This is a genomic window from Pseudomonas koreensis (assembly GCF_012986595.1).
GTDB classification, from domain to species: domain Bacteria; phylum Pseudomonadota; class Gammaproteobacteria; order Pseudomonadales; family Pseudomonadaceae; genus Aquipseudomonas; species Aquipseudomonas koreensis.
In genome coordinates this window covers 994,499-1,016,503 of record NZ_JAAQYM010000001.1, presented here as the reverse complement: position 1 = coordinate 1,016,503, position 22,005 = coordinate 994,499, and the positions used below count along the sequence as shown (strand labels likewise).

Genomic DNA, 22,005 nt, shown 5'->3' with positions numbered 1-22,005 from the left:
GCAAGGCCCCCATTTAGAAGTCAAGCGTTTAAGTATTACCGCAGTTAGCCACCACTGCTGCGGCAAAAAAATCCAAAGTTTCGGGAGAGTGAACATGGGCAAAATTATCGGTATCGACCTGGGGACTACCAACTCCTGCGTCTCCGTGCTGGAAAACGGCAAAGCCAAAGTTATTGAAAATGCTGAAGGCGCGCGCACCACGCCGTCGATCATCGCTTACGCCAACGATGGCGAAATCCTGGTAGGTCAGTCGGCCAAGCGCCAGGCAGTGACCAACCCGCACAATACTCTGTACGCGGTCAAGCGTCTGATCGGTCGTCGTTTCGACGAAGAAGTTGTGCAGAAAGACATCCAGATGGTCCCTTACAAGATCGTCAAGGCTGACAACAACGACGCTTGGGTAGAAGTGAACGGCCAGAAAATGGCGCCGCCACAAATCTCGGCTGAAATTCTGAAGAAGATGAAGAAGACCGCCGAAGACTACCTCGGCGAGCCAGTGACCGAAGCGGTGATCACCGTTCCGGCCTACTTCAACGACAGCCAGCGCCAGGCGACCAAAGACGCCGGCCGCATTGCCGGTCTGGATGTTAAACGTATCATCAACGAACCAACCGCAGCTGCTCTGGCTTACGGTATGGACAAGGCCAAGGGCGATCACACCGTGATCGTTTACGACCTGGGTGGCGGTACTTTCGACGTTTCCGTGATCGAGATCGCTGAAGTTGACGGCGAGCACCAGTTCGAAGTGTTGGCCACCAACGGTGACACCTTCCTCGGCGGTGAAGACTTCGACATTCGTCTGATCGACTACCTCGTTGACGAATTCAAGAAAGAAAGCGGCATGAACCTCAAAGGTGACCCGCTGGCCATGCAGCGCCTGAAAGAAGCCGCTGAGAAAGCCAAGATCGAGCTGTCGTCCGCTCAGTCGACCGACGTCAACCTGCCGTACATCACTGCAGACGCGACCGGTCCTAAGCACCTGAACGTGAAAATCTCGCGTGCCAAGCTCGAAGCACTGGTTGAAGACCTGGTTCAGCGCACCATCGAGCCTTGCCGCATCGCCATGAAAGACGCCGGTATCGACGTTGGCGCGATCAACGACGTGATCCTGGTCGGCGGTCAGACTCGTATGCCGCTGGTACAGAAGCTGGTCACCGATTTCTTCGGCAAAGAAGCACGTAAAGACGTTAACCCGGACGAAGCGGTTGCCATGGGTGCTGCCATCCAGGGTGCGGTTCTGGCCGGTGACGTGAAAGACGTTCTGCTGCTCGACGTCAGCCCGCTGACCCTGGGTATCGAAACCATGGGTGGCGTGATGACCGCGCTGATCGAGAAAAACACCACGATTCCTACCAAGAAATCGCAAGTGTTCTCGACTGCCGACGACAACCAGGGCGCCGTGACCATTCACGTCCTGCAAGGTGAGCGTAAGCAAGCTGCGCAGAACAAGTCTCTGGGCAAGTTCGACCTGGCCGACATTCCACCTGCTCCACGTGGCGTGCCGCAGATCGAAGTGACCTTCGACATCGACGCCAACGGCATCCTGCATGTCGGCGCGAAAGACAAGGCGACCGGCAAGACTCAGTCGATCGTGATCAAGGCCAACTCCGGTCTGTCCGACGAAGAAATCGAGCGCATGGTGCGTGACGCCGAGGCGAATGCCGAGGAAGACCGCAAGTTCGAAGAGCTGGCTGCTGCCCGTAACCAGGGTGATGCACTGGTTCACTCGACTCGTAAAATGGTTGCTGACGCGGGCGACAAAGTCACCGCCGAAGAGAAGACCGCGATCGAGGCTGCCGTGGTTGCACTGGAAGCCGCTGTAAAAGGCGACGACAAGGCTGCCATCGAAGCCAAGGTTGAAGAGCTGTCGAAAGTCTCGGCTCCGGTTGCCCAGAAGATGTACGCCGAACAGGCTCAGCCTGCTGAAGGCGCGGCACCGCACGACGAGAAAGCTGAAAAGGCTGACGATGTTGTCGATGCCGAGTTCGAAGAAGTCAAAGACCACAAGTAAGTTGTTGGTCGGCCGGTTGACTGCCTTGCGGCGGTGACTGGTAGGATGTCGCCGCGCGGGAGCTTGCTCCCGCGTTGGCGTATCTGGAATACGTGAATTTTTACAGCATGCGACAAGCCTCGTGTGTTGCTGGTATGGCCGGAAATGCTCCTGCTTTTCGCGCCGCAAGTACCACAAGAAACAAAGACCAGGATCGTTGAATTGACGTGAGTTGGGTCCGGGCCTGTATTGGGGCTCAACGAGTTTGGCCATCCTCAGGAGGGGTTTGCCGGACGTCCTCAAGAGTGCAAATGACTTATGGCAAAGCGTGACTATTACGAAGTGTTGGGTGTTGAGCGTGGCGCAAGCGATGCGGACCTGAAGAAGGCCTATCGTCGTCTGGCGATGAAGCACCACCCTGACCGTAATCCCGATGACAAAGCGTCGGAAGAACTGTTCAAAGAGGCCAACGAGGCCTACGAAGTATTGTCCGATTCCAGCAAGCGCGCGGCGTACGACCAGTACGGTCACGCCGGCATCGACCCGAGCATGGGTGGTGGTGGCGCCGGATTCGGCGGGCAGAATTTCTCTGACATCTTTGGCGATGTCTTCAGTGATTTCTTCGGTGGCGGTCGCGGCGGTTCCCGTGGCGGCGCCCAGCGTGGCAGCGATTTGCGCTACACCCTGGAGCTGAATCTGGAAGAAGCGGTACGTGGCACCACCGTGAATATCCGCGTTCCGACACTGGTCAACTGCAAGCCGTGCGACGGTTCCGGCGCGAAGAAAGGTTCGTCGCCATCGACGTGCCCGACCTGCGGCGGTATCGGCCAAGTGCGTATGCAGCAAGGTTTCTTCTCGGTGCAGCAGACCTGCCCGCGCTGCCATGGCCAGGGCAAGATCATTTCCGATCCGTGCGACTCCTGCCACGGCGACGGTCGCGTAGAAGAGTACAAGACCCTGTCGGTCAAGGTGCCGGCTGGCGTCGATACCGGTGACCGCATTCGCCTGTCCGGCGAAGGCGAGGCTGGTACGCAGGGTGGCCCGACGGGCGATCTGTATGTCGTCATCAACGTGCGCGAGCACGACATCTTCCAGCGCGATGGCAAACATCTGTTCTGCGAAGTGCCGATCAGCTTCGTCGATGCGGCACTCGGCGGCGAGCTGGAAATTCCGACCCTCGACGGTCGGGTCAAACTGAAAATCCCTGAAGGCACCCAGACCGGCAAGCAGTTCCGCGTGCGCGGCAAAGGTGTAGCGCCGGTGCGGGGCGGTGGTGCGGGCGACCTGATGTGCCGTGTGGCCGTCGAAACCCCGGTCAACCTGAATCGTCGTCAGCGCGAATTGCTCGAAGAGTTCCGCAGCTCCCTGGCGGACGACAACAGCCACTCGCCGAAAACCACCGGTTGGTTCGATGGTGTGAAGCGCTTCTTCGGCGATCTGTAAGGAGTCGGCATGCGACGTATAGCTGTGATGGGCGCCGCCGGGCGCATGGGCAAGATTCTGGTCGAAGCCGTGCAGCAGCGCGCGCCGCTGACCGGCCTGACCGCGGCGATCGTTCGTCCCGGCAGTACGCTGATCGGGGTCGACGCTGGTGAGCTGGCTTCGCTGGGGCGTATCGGTGTGCCGTTGTCCGGCAACCTGGAATCGGTGGCAGAAGAGTTCGACGTGTTGATCGACTTCACGCTGCCGGAAGTCATGCTGAAAAACCTCGCGTTCTGCCGCAAGGCCGGCAAGGCCATGGTCATCGGCACCACTGGGCTGGACGCTGCGCAGAAGCAGTTGCTGGCCGAGGCGGGCAAGGACATTCCGATCGTTTTCGCGGCCAACTTCAGTGTCGGGGTCAATCTGTCGCTGAAGCTGCTCGAGATGACTGCCCGGGTGCTTGGCGATGATGCCGACATCGAGATCATCGAGGCGCATCACCGGCACAAGATCGATGCCCCTTCGGGCACGGCGTTGCGTATGGGCGAAGTGATCGCCGATGCGCTGGACCGTGATCTGCAGAAGGTCGCGGTCTACGGTCGGGAAGGCCACACCGGTGCGCGGGAGCGCGAAACCATCGGTTTCGCTACCGTTCGTGGTGGTGATGTGGTGGGTGATCACACCGTGCTGTTCGCCTGTGAGGGCGAACGTCTGGAGATCACGCACAAGGCTTCCAGCCGTATGACATTCGCCAAGGGCGCGGTGCGTGCGGCGTTGTGGCTGGATGGTCGCGAGCCGGGTCTGTATGACATGCAGGACGTGCTCGACCTGCATTGATTGACTGTTTTACCCAGCGCAAACGCCCTGTTTGCGCTGGTTTTTCTCTACCGCGCGACGGCCTGTCGCATTCTCCGGCCTTTAAGGCTCTTTAGCGGTGGACCAAAAAAGCCTTTTTCTGTAAGCTACAGCTTTAGTGTGTCCACTAAAAGCGCGCAGAATAATTCAGTGAAGAAGCGGGGTGACGTGTCCATACGTCACTCCGCTTTTTTACAACCTGCGATTGCCCTTTCATGCGTTATTTACGGGAGGTCTTCTTGACTAAGCCAGCCATACTCGCCCTTGCTGATGGCAGCATTTTTCGCGGCGAAGCCATTGGAGCCGACGGTCAAACCGTTGGTGAGGTGGTGTTCAACACCGCAATGACCGGCTATCAGGAAATCCTTACCGATCCTTCCTACGCCCAACAGATCGTTACCCTGACTTACCCGCACATCGGCAACACCGGCACCACGCCGGAAGACGCCGAGTCCGACCGCGTCTGGTCCGCTGGCCTGGTCATCCGTGACCTGCCGCTGGTAGCGAGCAACTGGCGTAACACGATGTCTCTTTCCGACTACCTGAAAGCCAACAACGTTGTGGCGATCGCCGGTATCGACACCCGTCGCCTGACCCGCATCCTGCGCGAGAAAGGCGCACAGAACGGCTGCATCATGGCCGGCGACAACATCTCCGAAGAAGCGGCAATTGCCGCTGCGCAAGGCTTCCCGGGCCTGAAAGGCATGGACCTGGCGAAAGTCGTCAGCACTAAAGAACAGTACGAATGGCGCTCCACTGTCTGGGACTTGAAGACCGACAGCCACGCGACCATCGATGCCTCCGAGCTGCCTTATCACGTGGTTGCCTACGACTACGGCGTCAAGGTCAATATCCTGCGCATGCTGGTCGAGCGCGGCTGCCGCGTCACTGTGGTGCCGGCGCAAACCCCGGCGGCCGACGTGCTGGCCCTCAAGCCGGACGGCGTGTTCCTGTCCAACGGCCCTGGTGACCCGGAGCCATGTGATTACGCGATCAAGGCGATCAAGGACGTGCTGGAAACCGAGATTCCGGTATTCGGCATCTGCCTCGGTCACCAGTTGCTGGCCCTGGCCTCCGGCGCCAAGACCCTGAAAATGGGCCACGGCCACCACGGTGCCAACCACCCGGTTCAGGATCTGGACACTGGCGTGGTGATGATCACCAGCCAGAACCACGGTTTCGCGGTTGACGAAGCGACCCTGCCAGCCAACGTGCGCGCGATCCACAAATCGCTGTTCGACGGCACCCTGCAAGGCATCGAGCGCACCGACAAGAGCGCGTTCAGCTTCCAGGGCCACCCTGAAGCGAGCCCGGGCCCGAACGATGTGGCTCCACTGTTCGACCGCTTCATCAACGAGATGGCCAAGCGACGCTAAGCGTTCGCCTTGAGACTGTAGCGAGAAGCCCTCGAGGGCGGCCCCGACACCGGTGGCGCCCCTCAGGGCTTCAGAAATCGATCAAGACGGCTTGCCGACTGACCTGCGGATTTGAGTGACAAACCCATGCCAAAACGTACAGACATTAAAAGCATCCTGATTCTCGGCGCTGGCCCGATCGTTATCGGCCAGGCCTGCGAATTCGACTACTCCGGCGCCCAGGCCTGCAAAGCCCTGCGCGAAGAGGGTTACCGCGTCATCCTGGTGAACTCCAACCCGGCCACCATCATGACCGACCCGGACATGGCTGACGCCACGTACATCGAGCCGATCAAGTGGCAGACCGTGGCCAAGATCATCGAAAAAGAACGTCCGGATGCAGTGCTGCCAACCATGGGCGGCCAGACTGCTCTGAACTGCGCCCTGGACCTGGAGCGCGAAGGCGTTCTGGAGAAGTTCGGCGTGGAAATGATCGGTGCCAACGCCGACACCATCGACAAGGCTGAAGACCGTTCGCGTTTCGACAAGGCGATGAAATCCATCGGCCTGGCGTGCCCGCGTTCCGGTATCGCCCACAGCATGGAAGAAGCCTACGCGGTTCTCGAAACCCTCGGCTTCCCTTGCATCATCCGACCGTCCTTCACCATGGGCGGCACCGGTGGCGGTATCGCCTACAACCGTGAAGAGTTCGAAGAAATCTGCGCCCGTGGTCTGGACCTGTCGCCGACCAAAGAGCTGCTGATCGACGAATCGCTGATTGGCTGGAAAGAATATGAAATGGAAGTTGTCCGCGACAAAAAGGACAACTGCATCATCGTCTGCTCGATCGAAAACTTCGACCCGATGGGTGTGCATACCGGTGACTCCATCACCGTGGCTCCGGCTCAGACCCTGACCGACAAGGAATACCAGATCCTGCGTAACGCCTCCCTGGCAGTTCTGCGCGAGATCGGCGTCGAGACCGGTGGTTCCAACGTTCAATTCGGTATCTGCCCGAACACTGGCCGTATGGTCGTGATCGAAATGAACCCGCGCGTATCGCGTTCCTCGGCGCTGGCTTCGAAAGCCACCGGTTTCCCGATCGCCAAGGTCGCGGCCAAACTGGCTGTGGGCTACACCCTCGACGAACTGTCGAACGACATCACCGGCGGCAAGACTCCGGCGTCCTTCGAGCCGTCGATCGACTATGTTGTGACCAAGCTGCCACGTTTCGCCTTTGAGAAATTCGCCAAGGCCGACGCCCGCCTGACCACCCAGATGAAATCGGTGGGTGAAGTCATGGCCATCGGCCGTACCTTCCAGGAATCCCTGCAGAAAGCCCTGCGCGGTCTGGAAGTCGGCGTGTGCGGTCTGGATGAGAAGCTCGACCTGAGCAACCCGGAAAGCATGAGCGTGCTCAAGCGCGAACTGACCGTGCCAGGCGCCGAGCGTATCTGGTACGTGGCAGACGCGTTCCGCGCCGGCATGACCGTCGAAGACATCTTCGGCATGAACATGATCGACCCGTGGTTCCTGGTGCAGATCGAAGATCTGATCAAGGAAGAAGAGAAGGTCAAGACCCTCGGTCTGTCCGCTATCGACCGCGACCTGATGTTCAAGCTCAAGCGCAAAGGCTTCTCCGATCAGCGTCTGGCCAAGCTGCTGGGTGTGACCGAGAAGAACCTGCGTACTCACCGTCAAAAGCTGGAAGTGTTCCCGGTTTACAAGCGCGTTGACACCTGCGCGGCCGAGTTCGCCACCGACACCGCTTACCTCTACTCGACGTACGAGGAAGAGTGCGAAGCCGCGCCGTCCGGTCGCGACAAGATCATGATCCTGGGTGGCGGTCCGAACCGTATCGGCCAGGGCATCGAGTTCGACTACTGCTGCGTGCACGCTGCCCTCGCCCTGCGCGAAGACGGCTACGAAACCATCATGGTCAACTGCAACCCGGAAACCGTTTCTACCGACTACGACACTTCCGACCGTCTGTACTTCGAGCCGGTGACCCTGGAAGACGTGCTGGAAATCTGCCGCGTCGAGAAGCCGAAAGGCGTGATCGTCCAGTACGGCGGCCAGACTCCGCTGAAACTGGCTCGCGCCCTGGAAGCGGCTGGCGTGCCGATCATCGGTACCAGCCCTGATGCCATCGACCGTGCCGAAGACCGTGAGCGCTTCCAGCAAATGGTTGAGCGCCTGAACCTGCGTCAGCCGCCAAACGCCACCGTGCGCAGCGAAGACGAGGCTGTTCGTGCTGCTGCCAAGATCGGTTATCCGCTGGTGGTGCGCCCGTCCTATGTATTGGGCGGCCGCGCGATGGAAATCGTTTACAAGGAAGACGAGCTCAAGCGCTACCTGCGTGACGCGGTGCAAGTGTCCAACGACAGCCCGGTGCTGCTCGACCACTTCCTCAACTGCGCCATCGAGATGGACGTGGATGCGGTCTGCGACGGCAAGGACGTGGTGATCGGCGCGATCATGCAGCACATCGAGCAGGCGGGCGTTCACTCCGGTGACTCCGCTTGCTCGCTGCCGCCGTACTCGCTGCCGGCGCACATCCAGGACGAGATGCGCGAGCAGGTCAAGAAAATGGCCCTGGAGTTGGGCGTTGTCGGCCTGATGAACGTACAGCTGGCGCTGCAAGGCGAAGACATCTATGTCATCGAAGTCAACCCGCGCGCTTCCCGTACCGTACCGTTCGTGTCCAAGTGCATCGGTGTGTCCCTGGCGATGATCGCTGCTCGCGTGATGGCCGGTAAGACCCTGAAGGAAATCGGCTTCACCAAGGAAATCATCCCGAACTTCTACAGCGTGAAAGAGGCGGTGTTCCCGTTCGCCAAATTCCCTGGCGTTGACCCGATCCTCGGCCCAGAGATGAAGTCCACCGGTGAAGTGATGGGCGTGGGCGACACTTTCGGTGAAGCTTTCGCCAAGGCCCAGATGGGCGCCAGCGAAGTGCTGCCGACTGGCGGTACCGCGTTCATCAGCGTGCGTGACGATGACAAGCCGCTGGTTGCAGGCGTGGCCCGTGATCTGATCAACTTGGGCTTCGAAGTGGTTGCCACTGCCGGTACTGCCAAGCTGATCGAAGCTGCAGGCCTGAAAGTGCGCCGTGTGAACAAGGTGACCGAGGGGCGTCCGCACGTGGTCGACATGATCAAGAATGACGAAGTCACCCTGATCATCAACACCACCGAAGGTCGTCAGTCGATCGCCGACTCGTACTCCATTCGCCGTAATGCCCTGCAGCACAAGATCTACTGCACCACCACCATTGCTGCGGGCGAAGCTATCTGTGAAGCGCTGAAGTTCGGTCCCGAGAAGACCGTGCGCCGCTTGCAGGATCTACACGCAGGATTGAAGGCATGATCAAATACCCAATGACCGTCCAGGGCGCGAAAGCCCTGGAAGAAGAACACGCTCATCTGACCAAGGTCGTTCGTCCGAAGCTCAGCCAGGACATCGGTACGGCCCGCGAGTTGGGTGACCTGAAGGAAAACGCCGAATACCATGCCGCCCGCGAACAGCAGGGCATGGTCGAGGCGCGGATCCGTGACATCGAAGGTCGCATGCAGAATGCCGTGATCATCGATGTGACGACCATTCCGCACACCGGCAAAGTGATTTTCGGCACTACCGTCGAGATCGCCAACGTCGAGACCGATGAAAGCGTGACTTACCAGATCGTGGGTGAGGATGAGGCGGACATCAAGCTCGGCAAGATTTCGGTCGGCTCGCCGATCGCCCGCGCCTTGATTGCAAAGGAAGAGGGCGACACGGTTGTCGTGAAAACACCGGGCGGCGATATCGAGTATGAGATTGTCGAAGTCCGTCACATCTGAAGGCAGGCGCCCGCTACAAGCGGGCGCCATGCTTTGGCAACTGACCCAAACGTTGTGGGTCGGCGGCTTCTGGTTGATTCATCTCGGTTTGCAGTCGGTGTTGGACAGAATTGGTCTGGCACCGCTGTTGATCGATGAGGTGGCAAGCGCAGTACAAGTGCCGGTGGTGGGATTCGCCGCCGCCTGCGTGATTTTTCAGGCTTTGGTGCTGGTAAAGGCCGATGGCCTTGTCAGTCTATGGCGGGATTTTCGCGGGCAGGTGTTGCTGATGGCGTTATACGCGTGTGCGATGTTTGTCGCAGTGCGTGTCGGCTGGCCGGAAGCGCAGCGCTGGCAGGAATTCAGTTTTCTGGTGTTGGGTTTTTCCGGTGTGGTGCTGGTGCTGCAGCCGGTCCCGGGATCGAGTGGCAGGGTGCGCGAAGCACACCCTTGACCCTTGTCATCACTTGAAGCGATGAACGTTCGACAGCTGCTTGTTGACGCTGAAGTTCTTGCGGTAAACCAGTGCCATCTTGCCGATGACCTGTACCAGGTCTGCTTTGCCGACCTTGCACAGTTCGGCAATGTGCGCCAGGCGCGACTCGCGATCGAGGATGTTGAGCTTGATCTTGATCAGCTCGTGATCCGCCAATGCGCGTTCGAGTTCGGCTAACACACCCTCAGTCAAACCGTTGTCAGCCACCGTCAAAACCGGTTTCAGATGGTGGCCAATGGATTTGTACTGTTTCTTCTGCTCTGGAGTGAGCGGCATAATCTGACCCTTTCGTCTGGATTCTGTAAAATGGCGGCCATTTTACCCGAGGGTTCGTGGATCCGCCCAATAAATCACGACCCTAATCATCGAGGTGCCCAATGGCGCGTTCCAAGACAAGCCTTGGTTGGCTGAAACGACATGTCAACGATCCTTATGTGAAGCAGGCGCAGAAGGATGGCTACCGCTCGCGTGCGAGTTACAAACTTCTGGAGATCCAGGAGAAATACAAGCTGATCCGTTCCGGCATGAGCGTTGTCGACCTGGGCGCGGCGCCCGGTGGCTGGTCGCAGGTCACTAGTCGGCTGATCGGTGGTCAGGGGCGCCTGATCGCTTCGGACATTCTGGAAATGGACAGCATTCCGGACGTGACCTTCATCCAGGGTGACTTCACCGAGGATGCAGTGCTCGCGCGGATCCTTGAGGCCGTGGGTAATTCGCAGGTGGACCTTGTGATTTCCGATATGGCCCCCAATATGAGTGGTACGCCCGAAGTGGACATGCCAAAGGCGATGTTCCTTTGTGAGCTGGCACTTGATCTGGCAGAGCGGATCCTCAAGCCGGGTGGTAATTTCGTGATCAAGATTTTCCAGGGCGAAGGGTTTGATGTGTACCTGAAGGATGCTCGTCGGAAATTCGACAAGATTCAGATGATCAAGCCAGACTCCTCCCGTGGCAGTTCCCGAGAGCAATACATGCTGGCTTGGGGGTATCGCGGCGGTGATGAGTAAAACGAGATTTTTTCGTGGGGTGATAGGTTTTTCGTATTTCGCCCCGCGTGCATAAGCGAATATTGTGTAGAAAGTGTTTCACAAAGGGTTACAGACGGCGCCTGCCAGAGTTGTAGGTAATGTAGTAAGTTAGGCCGGTGAATATCATGCGAAGCGCGCGCCAGTAGCGGAGCTTGCTTCAGAGGGTAGTTAATTGAACGATATGGCAAAGAATCTGATCCTGTGGTTGATCATCGCGGCAGTCCTCGTGACGGTGATGAACAACTTCTCCAGCCCTAACGAGCCGCAGACCCTCAACTATTCCGACTTCATCCAGCAGGTCAAGGATGGCAAGGTCGAGCGCGTAGCGGTTGACGGCTATGTGATTACCGGCAAGCGCAACGATGGCGACAGCTTCAAGACCATTCGTCCGGCGATTCAGGACAATGGCCTGATCGGTGACCTGGTCGACAACCACGTTGTGGTCGAAGGCAAGCAGCCGGAACAGCAGAGCATCTGGACCCAGCTCCTTGTGGCAAGCTTCCCGATCCTGGTGATCATCGCGGTGTTCATGTTCTTCATGCGCCAGATGCAGGGCGGTGCCGGCGGCAAGGGCGGACCGATGAGTTTCGGCAAGAGCAAGGCACGCCTGCTCTCCGAAGACCAGGTGAAAACCACTCTGGCTGACGTCGCCGGTTGCGACGAAGCCAAGGAAGAGGTTGGCGAGCTGGTGGAATTCCTCCGCGATCCAGGCAAGTTCCAGCGCCTGGGTGGCCGTATTCCTCGTGGTGTGCTGATGGTCGGTCCTCCGGGTACCGGTAAAACCTTGCTCGCCAAGGCGATTGCCGGCGAAGCCAAGGTGCCTTTCTTCACCATCTCCGGTTCCGACTTCGTTGAAATGTTCGTGGGTGTCGGCGCCAGCCGCGTTCGCGACATGTTCGAACAGGCCAAGAAACACGCGCCGTGCATCATCTTCATCGACGAAATCGACGCCGTCGGTCGCCATCGTGGCGCCGGCATGGGTGGCGGTCACGACGAACGCGAGCAGACCCTCAACCAGTTGCTGGTCGAGATGGACGGCTTCGAAATGAACGACGGCATCATCGTGATTGCTGCGACTAACCGTCCCGACGTTCTCGACCCGGCGCTGCTGCGTCCGGGCCGTTTCGACCGTCAGGTGGTGGTTGGCTTGCCGGACATCCGTGGTCGCGAGCAGATCCTCAAGGTGCACATGCGCAAAGTGCCCATGGGCGACGACGTTGCTCCGGCAGTTATCGCACGTGGTACTCCGGGCTTCTCCGGTGCTGACCTGGCAAACCTGGTCAACGAAGCGTCCCTGTTCGCTGCGCGCAGCGGCAAGCGCATCGTTGAAATGAAAGAATTCGAACTGGCCAAAGACAAGATCATGATGGGCGCCGAGCGCAAATCCATGGTCATGTCCGAGAAAGAAAAGCAGAACACCGCTTATCACGAAGCCGGTCACGCGATCGTTGGTCGCGTCGTGCCTGAGCATGATCCGGTGTACAAGGTCTCGATCATTCCGCGCGGTCGTGCGCTGGGTGTAACCATGTTCCTGCCGGAAGAAGATCGCTACAGCCTGTCCAAGCGCGCGCTGATCAGCCAGATTTGTTCGCTGTACGGCGGCCGTATCGCTGAAGAGATGACCCTTGGTTTCGACGGTGTCACCACCGGTGCTTCCAACGACATCATGCGTGCCAGTCAGATTGCACGGAACATGGTGACCAAGTGGGGCCTGTCGGAAAAACTCGGTCCGCTGATGTATGCCGAAGAAGAGGGCGAAGTGTTCCTCGGTCGCGGCGGCGGTGGTCAGAATGCAAGCTTCTCCGGTGAGACAGCCAAATTGATCGACTCCGAAGTGCGCAGCATCATCGACCAGTGCTACGGCACGGCCAAGCAGATCCTCACGGATAACCGCGACAAGCTCGATGCCATGGCTGATGCATTGATGAAGTACGAAACGATCGATGCCGAGCAGATCGACGACATCATGGCGGGTCGCACTCCTCGCGAGCCTCGCGACTGGACGGGCGGTACCGGCACTGGTACGCCACCTCCAGTGGTTCAGGATGAGCGTCCGGAAACACCGATTGGCGGTCCGGCTGCTGACGTTTAAGGTTTGAAATGACTTCTGTTCAGTCCCTGACCCGGTTGCCTTGTGGCAACCGGGTTCTTGATTTGGCCCAGACGCATGTCATGGGCATTCTTAATGTCACTCCCGATTCCTTCTCCGACGGTGGCCGTTACAGCCAGCTGGACGTGGCCTTGCGTCACGCCGAAGCCATGGTGGCAGCCGGCGCGACGTTGATCGACGTCGGCGGTGAATCGACGCGCCCTGGTGCTCGTGCGGTTTCGCCGCTGGAAGAGTTGGAGCGCGTAGCGCCGATCGTGGAGTTGATCAATCGCGAACTGGACGTGATCATCTCGGTCGACACGTCGACCCCTGCGGTGATGCGCGAAACTGCACGCCTCGGCGTAGGATTGATCAACGATGTGCGTTCGCTGCGCCGTGATGGCGCACTGGATGCCGCTGCGGCGACCGGCCTGCCGGTCTGCCTGATGCATATGCTCGGCGAACCGGGTGATATGCAGGATAATCCGCACTATCAGGACGTGACTCGGGAAGTTGGCGAGTTTTTGTCCGAGCGCATGGAGCGGTGCGCGGCAGCGGGTATTCCGGCAGAGCGGATCATTCTTGATCCCGGTTTCGGTTTCGCCAAAACCCTGCAGCACAATCTGAGTTTGTTCAAACATATGGAGGCCCTGCATGCGCTGGGGCGTCCGCTGTTGGTGGGTGTTTCACGCAAAAGCATGATCGGCCAGGCGCTGAACCGTCCCGTGGGCGAGCGCCTGCACGGTGGTCTGGCGTTGGCTGCGCTGGCATCGGTGAAAGGAGCGCGTATATTGCGCGTCCATGACGTGGCGGAAACGGTAGACGTGGTGCGCATGCTCGCGGCCGTGGAATCAGCCGAATAAGAATGATGGAGCACTTATGAGCAAGAAATACTTTGGTACTGACGGCATTCGTGGTCGTGTCGGTGAATACCCGATTACCCCTGACTTTATGCTCAAGCTCGGCTGGGCGGCGGGGATGGCGTTTCGCAAAATGGGCGCCTGCAAAGTGCTGGTCGGCAAGGACACGCGGATCTCTGGCTACATGTTTGAGTCCGCGCTCGAGGCTGGTCTGACTTCGGCGGGTGCCGACGTCATGCTTCTCGGCCCGATGCCAACGCCGGCCATTGCCTATCTGTCGCGTACCTTCCAGGCCGAAGCCGGGATCGTGATCAGCGCTTCGCACAATCCGCACGACGATAACGGTATCAAGTTTTTCTCCGGCCAAGGCACCAAGTTGCCTGATGAGCTGGAACTGATGATCGAAGAGTTGCTCGACACCCCGATGACCGTTGTGGAGTCGAGCAAGATCGGCAAAGTGTCGCGCATCAATGACGCGTCTGGCCGCTACATCGAATTCTGCAAAAGCAGTGTGCCGACCGGTACCAGTTTTTCTGGCCTGAAGATCGTCATCGACTGCGCGCACGGTGCAACCTACAAGGTGGCTCCGAGTGTCTTCCGCGAGTTGGGCGCAGAAGTGGTTGTGCTGTCGGCCCAGCCCAATGGCCTGAATATCAATGACAACTGCGGTTCGACCCATATGGGTCAGCTGCAGGCTGCTGTTCTGGCCGAGCATGCTGATCTGGGTATCGCCTTTGATGGTGATGGTGATCGGGTGCTGATGGTCGATCACACCGGTACCATCGTCGATGGTGACGAGTTGCTGTTCATCATTGCGCGGGATCTGCATGAGCGTGGAAAACTGCAGGGCGGTGTCGTCGGTACGCTGATGAGTAACCTGGGGCTTGAGCTGGCACTTGCCGAGCTTTCGATTCCATTCATTCGCGCCAATGTGGGCGATCGCTATGTGATTGCGGAACTGCTTGAGCGAAATTGGCTGGTGGGTGGTGAGAATTCGGGGCACATCGTTTGCTTCAATCACACCACCACCGGTGATGCGATCATCGCTGCGTTGCAGGTGCTGATGGCGTTGAGGGCGCGTAACGAAGGGCTGGCGCAAACACGTCAGGCGCTGCGCAAGTGTCCTCAGGTGCTGATCAACGTGCGTTTCGGTGGCGGCGAAAACCCGCTTGAGCATCCAGCTGTCAAGGAAGCCAGTGCGCGCGTAACCCAGGCAATGGCAGGTCGTGGCCGGGTGCTTCTGCGCAAGTCCGGCACAGAGCCGCTGGTACGTGTAATGGTCGAAGGCGAGGACGAAACTCAGGTTCGCAGCTATGCCGAAGAACTGGCAAAACTGGTAAGTGAAGTTTCTGCCTGATTCGGCTTGCCAGCCATGATTGTGTTGGGTAACATCTGCGCCCACTTTGACCGACGAGGTACAGCATGCGTCGCCCTATGGTAGCTGGTAACTGGAAGATGCACGGTACCCGCGCCAGCGTCGCTGAGCTGATCAACGGCCTTCGTCATCTGGCCTTGCCTAGCGGTGTTGATGTCGCGGTATTCCCGCCTTGCTTGCATATCAATCAAGTGATTGATGGTTTGAAAGGCAAGTCGATTTCGGTCGGCGCGCAGAATTCTGCGGTGGAATCCATGCAAGGTGCATTGACCGGTGAGATTGCGCCGAGTCAGTTGGTGGATGCAGGGTGTTCCCTGGTACTTGTTGGGCACTCCGAACGCCGCCAGATAATGGGTGAGCGAGACGGGATGCTGAATCGCAAGTTCGCAGCGGCACAGGCATGTGGCTTGATTCCGGTGTTGTGTGTGGGGGAGACCCTCGAGCAGCGCGAAGCCGGAAAAACTCTTGAGGTTGTCGGGCGTCAGCTGGGCAGCATCATCGAGGAGCTGGGTGTAGGTGCCTTTGCCAAGGCAGTCATTGCTTACGAGCCTGTCTGGGCCATTGGCACCGGACTGACTGCAACGCCGCAACAGGCTCAGGATGTGCATAAAGCCATTCGCGAGCAGTTGGCGGCAGAGAATTCTGAAGTCGCACGAGGTGTGCGGCTTCTATACGGCGGCAGCGTGAAGGCGGCCAATGCGGTCGAACTGTTCGGCATGCCGGATATTGATGGGGGGCTCATTGGTGGAGCTTCCCTGAATGCAGATGAGTTCGGTGCGATTTGTCGCGCCGCGGGAAACTGAAAAAATGCTGGAAACAGTCGTAGTCGTTTTTCATCTGCTGGGTGCATTGGGCGTAGTTGCTCTGGTTTTGCTGCAGCAGGGTAAAGGTGCGGACGCTGGCGCGTCTTTCGGAGCAGGTGCTTCAAATACTGTGTTCGGAAGCCAAGGTTCCTCTACCTTTCTTAGTAAGTTTACTGCTATACTTGCCGCCGGTTTCTTCATAACCAGCTTGGGGTTAGGTTACTTTGCTAAAGAGAAAGCTCATCAGCTGACTCAAGCAGGTTTGCCAGATCCAGCAGTGTTGGAAGTACCTAAGCAGCAACAACCGGCTTCTGATGATGTCCCGGTGCTTCAAGAGCAAAAGTCGGCTACTCCAGCGACTGACGTGCCTCCAGCTCAAGAGCAGAAGTAAGAAGGGTTTCAAACGTAGTTTTGCCGAGGTGGTGGAATTGGTAGACACGCAACCTTGAGGTGGTTGTGCCCATAGGGTGTAGGGGTTCGAGTCCCCTTCTCGGTACCAATTAGTCAGGAGAGCCCGCTGTTGCGGGCTTTCTTGCAGGTGGAAGGTTACATTGACCCTATAAGGGATCGGTCGTATACTTCCGCCCCAGCTTTGTCGCGGGGTGGAGCAGTCTGGTAGCTCGTCGGGCTCATAACCCGAAGGTCGTCGGTTCAAATCCGGCCCCCGCAACCAGTTTAAGGAGCCCCTTTTAAGGGGCTTTTTGTTAGCTGGACACTTTCTACGCCGCTGTTCGACGGCGTTTCAAGGATGGGCGTTTCGCCCATTTTTTTATTTTGCATAGCATGCACATACATGCACGAGGGGGTTCAGGTGTCGAGCAAGCTAGAAGAGTTGCAGGCCTTGTTGGCCCCGGTGGTCGTGGCCCTAGGCTATGAATGCTGGGGTATTGAGTTTTCGGCTCAAGGTCGCCACTCAATGTTGCGCGTTTATATCGATAAAGAAGGCGGCGTACTGGTGGACGATTGCGCCATCGTCAGCCGTCAGATCAGCGGTGTGCTGGATGTTGAAGATCCGATCTCCGTTGAATACACGCTTGAAGTTTCCTCGCCTGGCATGGAACGCCCGCTGTTCACTCTTGAGCAGTTTGCAAGATTTGCCGGTGAACAAGTAAAGATCAAGCTGCGCTCGCCTTTTGAAGGTCGGCGCAACTTTCAGGGCCTTCTGCGCGGTGTAGAAGAGCAGGACGTCGTGGTGCAGGTAGACGACCATGAGTTCCTGTTGCCGATCGACATGATCGACAAGGCCAACATTATTCCCAGTTTTGACTGAGACGCGGATCCCGCGGATCCAATGGCTTGCGAAAGGCGAGGCGTACGATGAGCAAAGAAGTACTGCTGGTTGTTGAGTCGGTATCCAATGAAAAGGGCGTACCGGCAAGCGTAATTTTTGAAGCGCTGGAGCTGGCCCTGGCCACTGCTACCAAGAAGCGTTTTGAAGACGAAGTTGACCTGCGTGTGGAAATCAACCGCCACACCGGTTCCTACGAAACTTTCCGTCGCTGGACGGTCGTCGAAGAGAATGACCTCGATGATCCGGCGATCGAAACCTGGCCAAGCAAGGTTGCCGAAACGCATCCTGGCGCCAAGGTCGGCGACGTCGTCGAAGAAAAAATCGAATCCATCGAGTTCGGCCGCATTGCCGCACAGACTGCCAAGCAAGTCATTGTGCAGAAAGTGCGTGAAGCCGAGCGCGCTCAAGTGGTCGACGCCTATCGCGAGCGCCTGGGAGAAATCATCTCCGGCACCGTGAAAAAGGTGACCCGCGACAACGTGATCGTCGATCTGGGCAACAACGCCGAGGCGTTGCTGGCTCGTGAAGACATCATTTCTCGCGAAACCTTCCGTGTCGGTGTGCGTCTGCGTGCACTGCTCAAGGAAATCCGCACCGAGAACCGCGGCCCGCAGTTGATCCTGTCGCGTACCGCGCCGGAAATGCTGATCGAGCTGTTCCGTATCGAAGTGCCGGAAATCGCTGAAGGCCTGATCGAAGTCATGGCCGCATCCCGTGATCCGGGTTCGCGTGCCAAGATCGCTGTCCGCTCCAAGGACAAACGCATCGACCCGCAGGGCGCGTGCATTGGTATGCGCGGTTCGCGCGTCCAGGCCGTGTCGGGCGAGTTGGGTGGCGAGCGTGTCGATATCGTCCTGTGGGACGATAACCCGGCGCAGTTCGTAATCAATGCCATGTCGCCGGCAGAAGTGGCGGCCATTATCGTTGACGAAGATGCCCATGCCATGGACATCGCCGTTGGCGCAGACAATCTTGCTCAGGCCATCGGTCGCGGTGGTCAGAACGTGCGTCTGGCTAGCCAATTGACTGGCTGGACCCTGAACGTGATGACCGAATCGGACATCCAGGCTAAGCAACAAGCAGAAACCGGCGACATCCTGCGCAACTTCATCGACGAGCTGGAAGTCGACGAAGAACTGGCTCAGGTTCTGGTTGATGAAGGCTTCACCAGCCTGGAAGAGATTGCCTACGTACCGTTGGAAGAAATGCTCAACATCGACGGCTTTGACGAAGACATCGTCAACGAGCTTCGCGCTCGTGCCAAGGATCGTTTGTTGACCAAAGCCATCGCTACTGAGGAAAAGCTGGCAGACGCCCATCCGGCCGAAGACCTGCTCTCGCTTGAGGGTATGGACAAGGATTTGGCGATGGAACTGGCGGTGCGCGGCGTAATTACCCGCGAAGACCTGGCCGAGCAGTCTATTGACGATCTGCTCGACATCGACGGCATTGACGATGATCGTGCCGGCAAGTTGATCATGGCCGCCCGAGCCCACTGGTTCGAGTAATTAGGCGCGGCCTGAGGAGAGAAGTGCATGACGCAAGTCACGGTGAAACAACTGGCCGATGAGGTCAAAACACCGGTAGAGCGCCTGTTGCAGCAGATGCGTGAGGCAGGTCTGCCGCACACCGCCGCCGAAGAACATGTGACTGACAGTGAGAAGCAATCCCTGCTGACTCACTTGAAAAGCAGCCACAAGGCGAAAGTGGAAGAACCACGCAAGATCACGCTGCAGCGTAAAACCACCAGCACCCTGCGTGTGGCTGGTAGCAAGAGCATCAGCGTAGAAGTTCGCAAGAAGAAAGTTTTCGTACAGCGTAGCGCGGAAGAAATCGAAGCCGAGCGCCAGCGTGAACTGGAAGAGCGTCGCGCAGTAGAAAATGCTGCCCGCAAGAAGGCTGAAGAAGAAGCCAAGCAGCGCGCTGAAGAACAAGCGCGTAATCAGCCTGCTGCAGCGCCGAGTGCAACTGCCGAAGCTGTTGCTGCACCTGCTCCAGTGGCCGAACCTGTGCGCGAAGCTGCGCCGGTTGTTGCCGCTGCGCCAGCTGCCGACGCTCGCAAGCGTGACGAACAGCGCCGTCCGGACAAACCACGTGCCGACGACAACAATCGTCGCGGCGGTGGTGGCGATGGCGAGCGCAAAAACGCTCCGCATCGCGCATCGGTCAAAGAAAAAGCGCCGGCTCCACGTGTGGCGCCACGCACTACCGACGAAGAAAGCGATGGCTTCCGTCGTGGTGGTCGCGGCAAGGCCAAGCTGAAGAAGCGCAACGCTCACGGTTTCCAGAACCCTACCGGTCCTGTCGTGCGTGAAGTGAAGATCGGCGAGACCATCACTGTGGGCGATCTCGCCCAGCAGATGTCGGTCAAGGCTGCTGAAATCATCAAGTTCATGTTCAAACTGGGCACCCCAGCGACCATCAACCAGGTACTCGATCAGGAAACTGCTCAACTGGTTGCCGAAGAGCTGGGCCACAAAGTGACCCTGGTCAGCGACACCGCCCTGGAAGATTCCCTGGCCGAGTCCCTGAAGTTTGAAGGTGAGGCAGTTTCCCGTGCACCAGTCGTGACCGTAATGGGCCACGTTGACCACGGTAAGACTTCCCTGCTCGACTACATCCGTCGTGCCAAGGTAGCTGCAGGCGAAGCCGGCGGCATTACCCAGCACATCGGCGCATACCACGTTGAAACTGACCGCGGCATGGTGACGTTCCTCGACACCCCTGGTCACGCTGCGTTTACCGCAATGCGTGCCCGTGGTGCCAAGGCGACCGACATCGTGATCCTGGTGGTAGCGGCGGACGACGGCGTGATGCCACAAACCATCGAGGCTGTTCAGCACGCTCAGGCGGCTGGCGTTCCTCTGGTGGTTGCAGTGAACAAGATCGACAAGCCGGGTGCCGACCTCGATCGCATTCGCAGCGAACTGTCGGTTCACGGCGTGACTTCCGAAGAGTGGGGCGGCGACACTCCATTCGTACCGGTCTCGGCGAAAATGGGTACCGGTGTTGACGAACTGCTCGAAGCCGTTCTGCTGCAGGCCGAAGTGCTCGAACTGACTGCCACTCCATCGGCTCCTGGCCGTGGTGTTGTCGTCGAATCGCGTCTGGACAAGGGCCGTGGCCCGGTAGCAACTGTTCTGGTTCAGGACGGTACGCTGCGTCAAGGCGACATGGTGCTGGTCGGCTCGAACTACGGCCGCGTGCGCGCCATGCTCGACGAGAACGGCAAGCCGATCAAGGAAGCAGGTCCGGCCATTCCGGTCGAGATCCTGGGTCTGGATGGTACGCCGGACGCTGGTGACGAGATGAGCGTGGTTGCCGACGAGAAGAAAGCCCGTGAAGTGGCTCTGTTCCGTCAGGGCAAGTTCCGCGAAGTCAAACTGGCTCGCGCTCACGCCGGCAAGCTGGAAAACATCTTCGAAAACATGGGTCAGGAAGAGAAGAAGACGCTCAACATCGTCCTCAAATCCGACGTCCGTGGTTCGCTGGAAGCTTTGCAGGGCGCTCTGAACGGCCTGGGCAACGACGAAGTGCAAGTGCGCGTGGTCGGTGGCGGTGTCGGTGGTATCACCGAATCCGACGCCAACCTGGCACTGGCTTCCAACGCTGTACTGTTCGGCTTCAACGTGCGTGCCGATGCTGGCGCACGGAAGATCGTCGAGCAGGAAGGTCTGGACATGCGTTACTACAACGTGATCTACGACATCATCGAAGACGTCAAGAAAGCCCTGACCGGCATGCTTGGCAGCGATGTTCGCGAGAACATCCTGGGCGTGGCCGAAGTGCGCGACGTGTTCCGTTCGCCGAAGTTTGGCGCGATCGCCGGTTGCATGGTGATCGAAGGTGTTGTCTACCGTAACCGTCCGATCCGTGTACTGCGTGAAGACATCGTTATCTTCGAAGGCGAGCTGGAATCCCTGCGCCGCTTCAAGGATGACGCTTCCGAAGTACGTGCCGGCATGGAATGCGGTATCGGCGTGAAGAGCTACAACGACGTCAAAGTCGGCGACAAGATCGAAGTCTTCGAGAAGGTTCAGGTTGCTCGCAGCCTCTAACTCGCGCACTTCAGGAGCCGTGATGGCCGGCCGCACTCAACTGTGCGGCGCATCACCCGGACTCTAAACGCAACGCCCGGTCTGGCATTTGTCAGGCCGGGCGTTTGCCGCTTTCAGACCTTGCGGGTTTCACCGCAGGGCAGTAACAGGTAACAAATCATGGCAAAAGAATACAGCCGTACCCAACGTATCGGCGATCAGATGCAGCGTGAGCTGGCCCAGCTGATCCGTCGTGAAGTCAAAGACCCACGTGTTGGCCTGGTCACCATTACCGCTGTGGAAGTCAGCCGTGACGTCGGTCACGCGAAGATCTTCATCACCGTGATGGGGCAGGACAACGCCGAAGACATCGCGCAAAGCATCAAGGTGCTCAACGCTGCTGCAGGTTTCCTGCGCATGCAGTTGGCCCGTGAAATGAAGCTGCGCAGCGTGCCGCAGTTGCACTTCCACTACGACGAAAGCGTCGTGCGTGGTGCGCACCTGTCGGCCCTGATTGAGCGTGCCGTGGCTGAAGACAATCAGCACCTGGCCACCGCTGAACCTGAAGACACCAAGGAGTAAT

At 58.5% G+C, this 22,005-nt stretch carries 18 protein-coding genes and 2 tRNA genes; 19 read left to right on the top strand and 1 reads right to left on the bottom strand.

The genetic code is table 11. The annotated features are described in order from the left end of the window. The first annotated feature begins 94 nt into the window (after positions 1-94). From dnaK to HBN98_RS04765, 7 genes are all read left to right on the top strand, one after another. Positions 95-2,011: a molecular chaperone DnaK gene (gene dnaK / locus HBN98_RS04795; protein ID WP_064585905.1), complete on the top strand. Its 1,917-nt coding sequence runs from the start codon at positions 95-97 to the stop codon at positions 2,009-2,011. A 297-nt stretch (positions 2,012-2,308) separates the two neighbouring features. Continuing rightward, complete coding sequence (gene dnaJ / locus HBN98_RS04790) at positions 2,309-3,433, top strand: molecular chaperone DnaJ (protein ID WP_083367049.1); 1,125 nt, start codon at positions 2,309-2,311, stop codon at positions 3,431-3,433. Positions 3,434-3,442: 9 nt separating this feature from the next. Next, entirely contained in the window at positions 3,443-4,249 is an 807-nt protein-coding gene (dapB, locus tag HBN98_RS04785) for a 4-hydroxy-tetrahydrodipicolinate reductase (RefSeq protein ID WP_003221523.1), read from the top strand. Positions 4,250-4,506: 257 nt separating this feature from the next. Continuing rightward, complete coding sequence (carA, locus tag HBN98_RS04780; RefSeq protein WP_064585908.1) at positions 4,507-5,643, top strand: glutamine-hydrolyzing carbamoyl-phosphate synthase small subunit; 1,137 nt, start codon at positions 4,507-4,509, stop codon at positions 5,641-5,643. 126 nt (positions 5,644-5,769) lie between these two features. Then, entirely contained in the window at positions 5,770-8,991 is a 3,222-nt protein-coding gene (carB, locus tag HBN98_RS04775; RefSeq protein ID WP_064585909.1) for a carbamoyl-phosphate synthase large subunit, read from the top strand. Then, positions 8,988-9,464 (top strand): transcription elongation factor GreA, encoded by a 477-nt coding sequence (gene greA / locus HBN98_RS04770; RefSeq protein WP_083367048.1) that lies wholly within the window; start codon positions 8,988-8,990, stop codon positions 9,462-9,464. The genes carB and greA overlap by 4 nt, the downstream gene beginning before the upstream one ends. 28 nt (positions 9,465-9,492) lie before the next feature. Beyond that, the gene (locus HBN98_RS04765; RefSeq protein ID WP_064585911.1) at positions 9,493-9,897 is read left to right on the top strand and encodes a hypothetical protein; all 405 of its coding nucleotides are present in this window, start codon (positions 9,493-9,495) and stop codon (positions 9,895-9,897) included. Positions 9,898-9,906: 9 nt separating this feature from the next. On the opposite strand, the gene HBN98_RS04760 is transcribed toward HBN98_RS04765, so the two are convergent. Beyond that, entirely contained in the window at positions 9,907-10,215 is a 309-nt protein-coding gene (locus tag HBN98_RS04760; RefSeq protein WP_003221534.1) for a YhbY family RNA-binding protein, read from the bottom strand. 101 nt (positions 10,216-10,316) lie between these two features. On the opposite strand from HBN98_RS04760, the gene rlmE reads away from it, so the two are divergent. The 12 genes from rlmE to rbfA all read left to right on the top strand — a co-directional run bounded on the left by rlmE (position 10,317) and on the right by rbfA (position 22,004). Beyond that, positions 10,317-10,946 (top strand): 23S rRNA (uridine(2552)-2'-O)-methyltransferase RlmE, encoded by a 630-nt coding sequence (rlmE, locus tag HBN98_RS04755; RefSeq protein ID WP_064585912.1) that lies wholly within the window; start codon positions 10,317-10,319, stop codon positions 10,944-10,946. Between the two features lie 202 nt (positions 10,947-11,148). Continuing rightward, positions 11,149-13,059 carry an ATP-dependent zinc metalloprotease FtsH gene (ftsH, locus tag HBN98_RS04750; protein WP_064585913.1) on the top strand — a complete coding sequence of 637 codons (1,911 nt, stop codon included), beginning with the start codon at positions 11,149-11,151 and terminating at the stop codon, positions 13,057-13,059. A gap of 8 nt (positions 13,060-13,067) precedes the next feature. After that, positions 13,068-13,919: a dihydropteroate synthase gene (gene folP, locus HBN98_RS04745; protein ID WP_083367047.1), complete on the top strand. Its 852-nt coding sequence runs from the start codon at positions 13,068-13,070 to the stop codon at positions 13,917-13,919. A gap of 16 nt (positions 13,920-13,935) precedes the next feature. Then, positions 13,936-15,273 (top strand): phosphoglucosamine mutase, encoded by a 1,338-nt coding sequence (gene glmM / locus HBN98_RS04740; protein ID WP_083367046.1) that lies wholly within the window; start codon positions 13,936-13,938, stop codon positions 15,271-15,273. Positions 15,274-15,338: 65 nt separating this feature from the next. Further along, positions 15,339-16,094, top strand: a complete 756-nt coding sequence (gene tpiA / locus HBN98_RS04735; protein ID WP_008088336.1) for a triose-phosphate isomerase — start codon at positions 15,339-15,341, stop codon at positions 16,092-16,094. A gap of 4 nt (positions 16,095-16,098) precedes the next feature. Then, entirely contained in the window at positions 16,099-16,485 is a 387-nt protein-coding gene (secG, locus tag HBN98_RS04730) for a preprotein translocase subunit SecG (RefSeq protein ID WP_027610782.1), read from the top strand. 22 nt (positions 16,486-16,507) lie between these two features. Further along, positions 16,508-16,593 (top strand) — tRNA-Leu (locus HBN98_RS04725). A 97-nt stretch (positions 16,594-16,690) separates the two neighbouring features. Beyond that, a tRNA-Met gene (locus HBN98_RS04720) sits at positions 16,691-16,767 on the top strand. Positions 16,768-16,905: 138 nt separating this feature from the next. Beyond that, positions 16,906-17,364 (top strand): ribosome maturation factor RimP, encoded by a 459-nt coding sequence (gene rimP / locus HBN98_RS04715; RefSeq protein WP_151101490.1) that lies wholly within the window; start codon positions 16,906-16,908, stop codon positions 17,362-17,364. Between the two features lie 47 nt (positions 17,365-17,411). Next, positions 17,412-18,893, top strand: a complete 1,482-nt coding sequence (gene nusA / locus HBN98_RS04710) for a transcription termination factor NusA (RefSeq protein ID WP_003221546.1) — start codon at positions 17,412-17,414, stop codon at positions 18,891-18,893. A 27-nt stretch (positions 18,894-18,920) separates the two neighbouring features. Beyond that, positions 18,921-21,443 carry a translation initiation factor IF-2 gene (gene infB, locus HBN98_RS04705; protein ID WP_064585916.1) on the top strand — a complete coding sequence of 841 codons (2,523 nt, stop codon included), beginning with the start codon at positions 18,921-18,923 and terminating at the stop codon, positions 21,441-21,443. A gap of 159 nt (positions 21,444-21,602) precedes the next feature. Beyond that, positions 21,603-22,004: a 30S ribosome-binding factor RbfA gene (gene rbfA / locus HBN98_RS04700; RefSeq protein WP_064585917.1), complete on the top strand. Its 402-nt coding sequence runs from the start codon at positions 21,603-21,605 to the stop codon at positions 22,002-22,004. The last annotated feature ends 1 nt before the right edge of the window (position 22,005 follow it).

Coding starts and splice junctions, on each gene's coding strand:
- dnaK (WP_064585905.1), top strand. CDS start 95: ATGGGCAAAATTATCGGTATCGACCTGGGGACTACCAACTCCTGCGTC.
- dnaJ (WP_083367049.1), top strand. CDS start 2,309: ATGGCAAAGCGTGACTATTACGAAGTGTTGGGTGTTGAGCGTGGCGCA.
- dapB (WP_003221523.1), top strand. CDS start 3,443: ATGCGACGTATAGCTGTGATGGGCGCCGCCGGGCGCATGGGCAAGATT.
- carB (WP_064585909.1), top strand. CDS start 5,770: ATGCCAAAACGTACAGACATTAAAAGCATCCTGATTCTCGGCGCTGGC.
- greA (WP_083367048.1), top strand. CDS start 8,988: ATGATCAAATACCCAATGACCGTCCAGGGCGCGAAAGCCCTGGAAGAA.
- HBN98_RS04765 (WP_064585911.1), top strand. CDS start 9,493: ATGCTTTGGCAACTGACCCAAACGTTGTGGGTCGGCGGCTTCTGGTTG.
- HBN98_RS04760 (WP_003221534.1), bottom strand. CDS start 10,215: ATGCCGCTCACTCCAGAGCAGAAGAAACAGTACAAATCCATTGGCCAC.
- rlmE (WP_064585912.1), top strand. CDS start 10,317: ATGGCGCGTTCCAAGACAAGCCTTGGTTGGCTGAAACGACATGTCAAC.
- ftsH (WP_064585913.1), top strand. CDS start 11,149: ATGGCAAAGAATCTGATCCTGTGGTTGATCATCGCGGCAGTCCTCGTG.
- folP (WP_083367047.1), top strand. CDS start 13,068: ATGACTTCTGTTCAGTCCCTGACCCGGTTGCCTTGTGGCAACCGGGTT.
- glmM (WP_083367046.1), top strand. CDS start 13,936: ATGAGCAAGAAATACTTTGGTACTGACGGCATTCGTGGTCGTGTCGGT.
- tpiA (WP_008088336.1), top strand. CDS start 15,339: ATGCGTCGCCCTATGGTAGCTGGTAACTGGAAGATGCACGGTACCCGC.
- secG (WP_027610782.1), top strand. CDS start 16,099: ATGCTGGAAACAGTCGTAGTCGTTTTTCATCTGCTGGGTGCATTGGGC.
- nusA (WP_003221546.1), top strand. CDS start 17,412: ATGAGCAAAGAAGTACTGCTGGTTGTTGAGTCGGTATCCAATGAAAAG.
- infB (WP_064585916.1), top strand. CDS start 18,921: ATGACGCAAGTCACGGTGAAACAACTGGCCGATGAGGTCAAAACACCG.
- rbfA (WP_064585917.1), top strand. CDS start 21,603: ATGGCAAAAGAATACAGCCGTACCCAACGTATCGGCGATCAGATGCAG.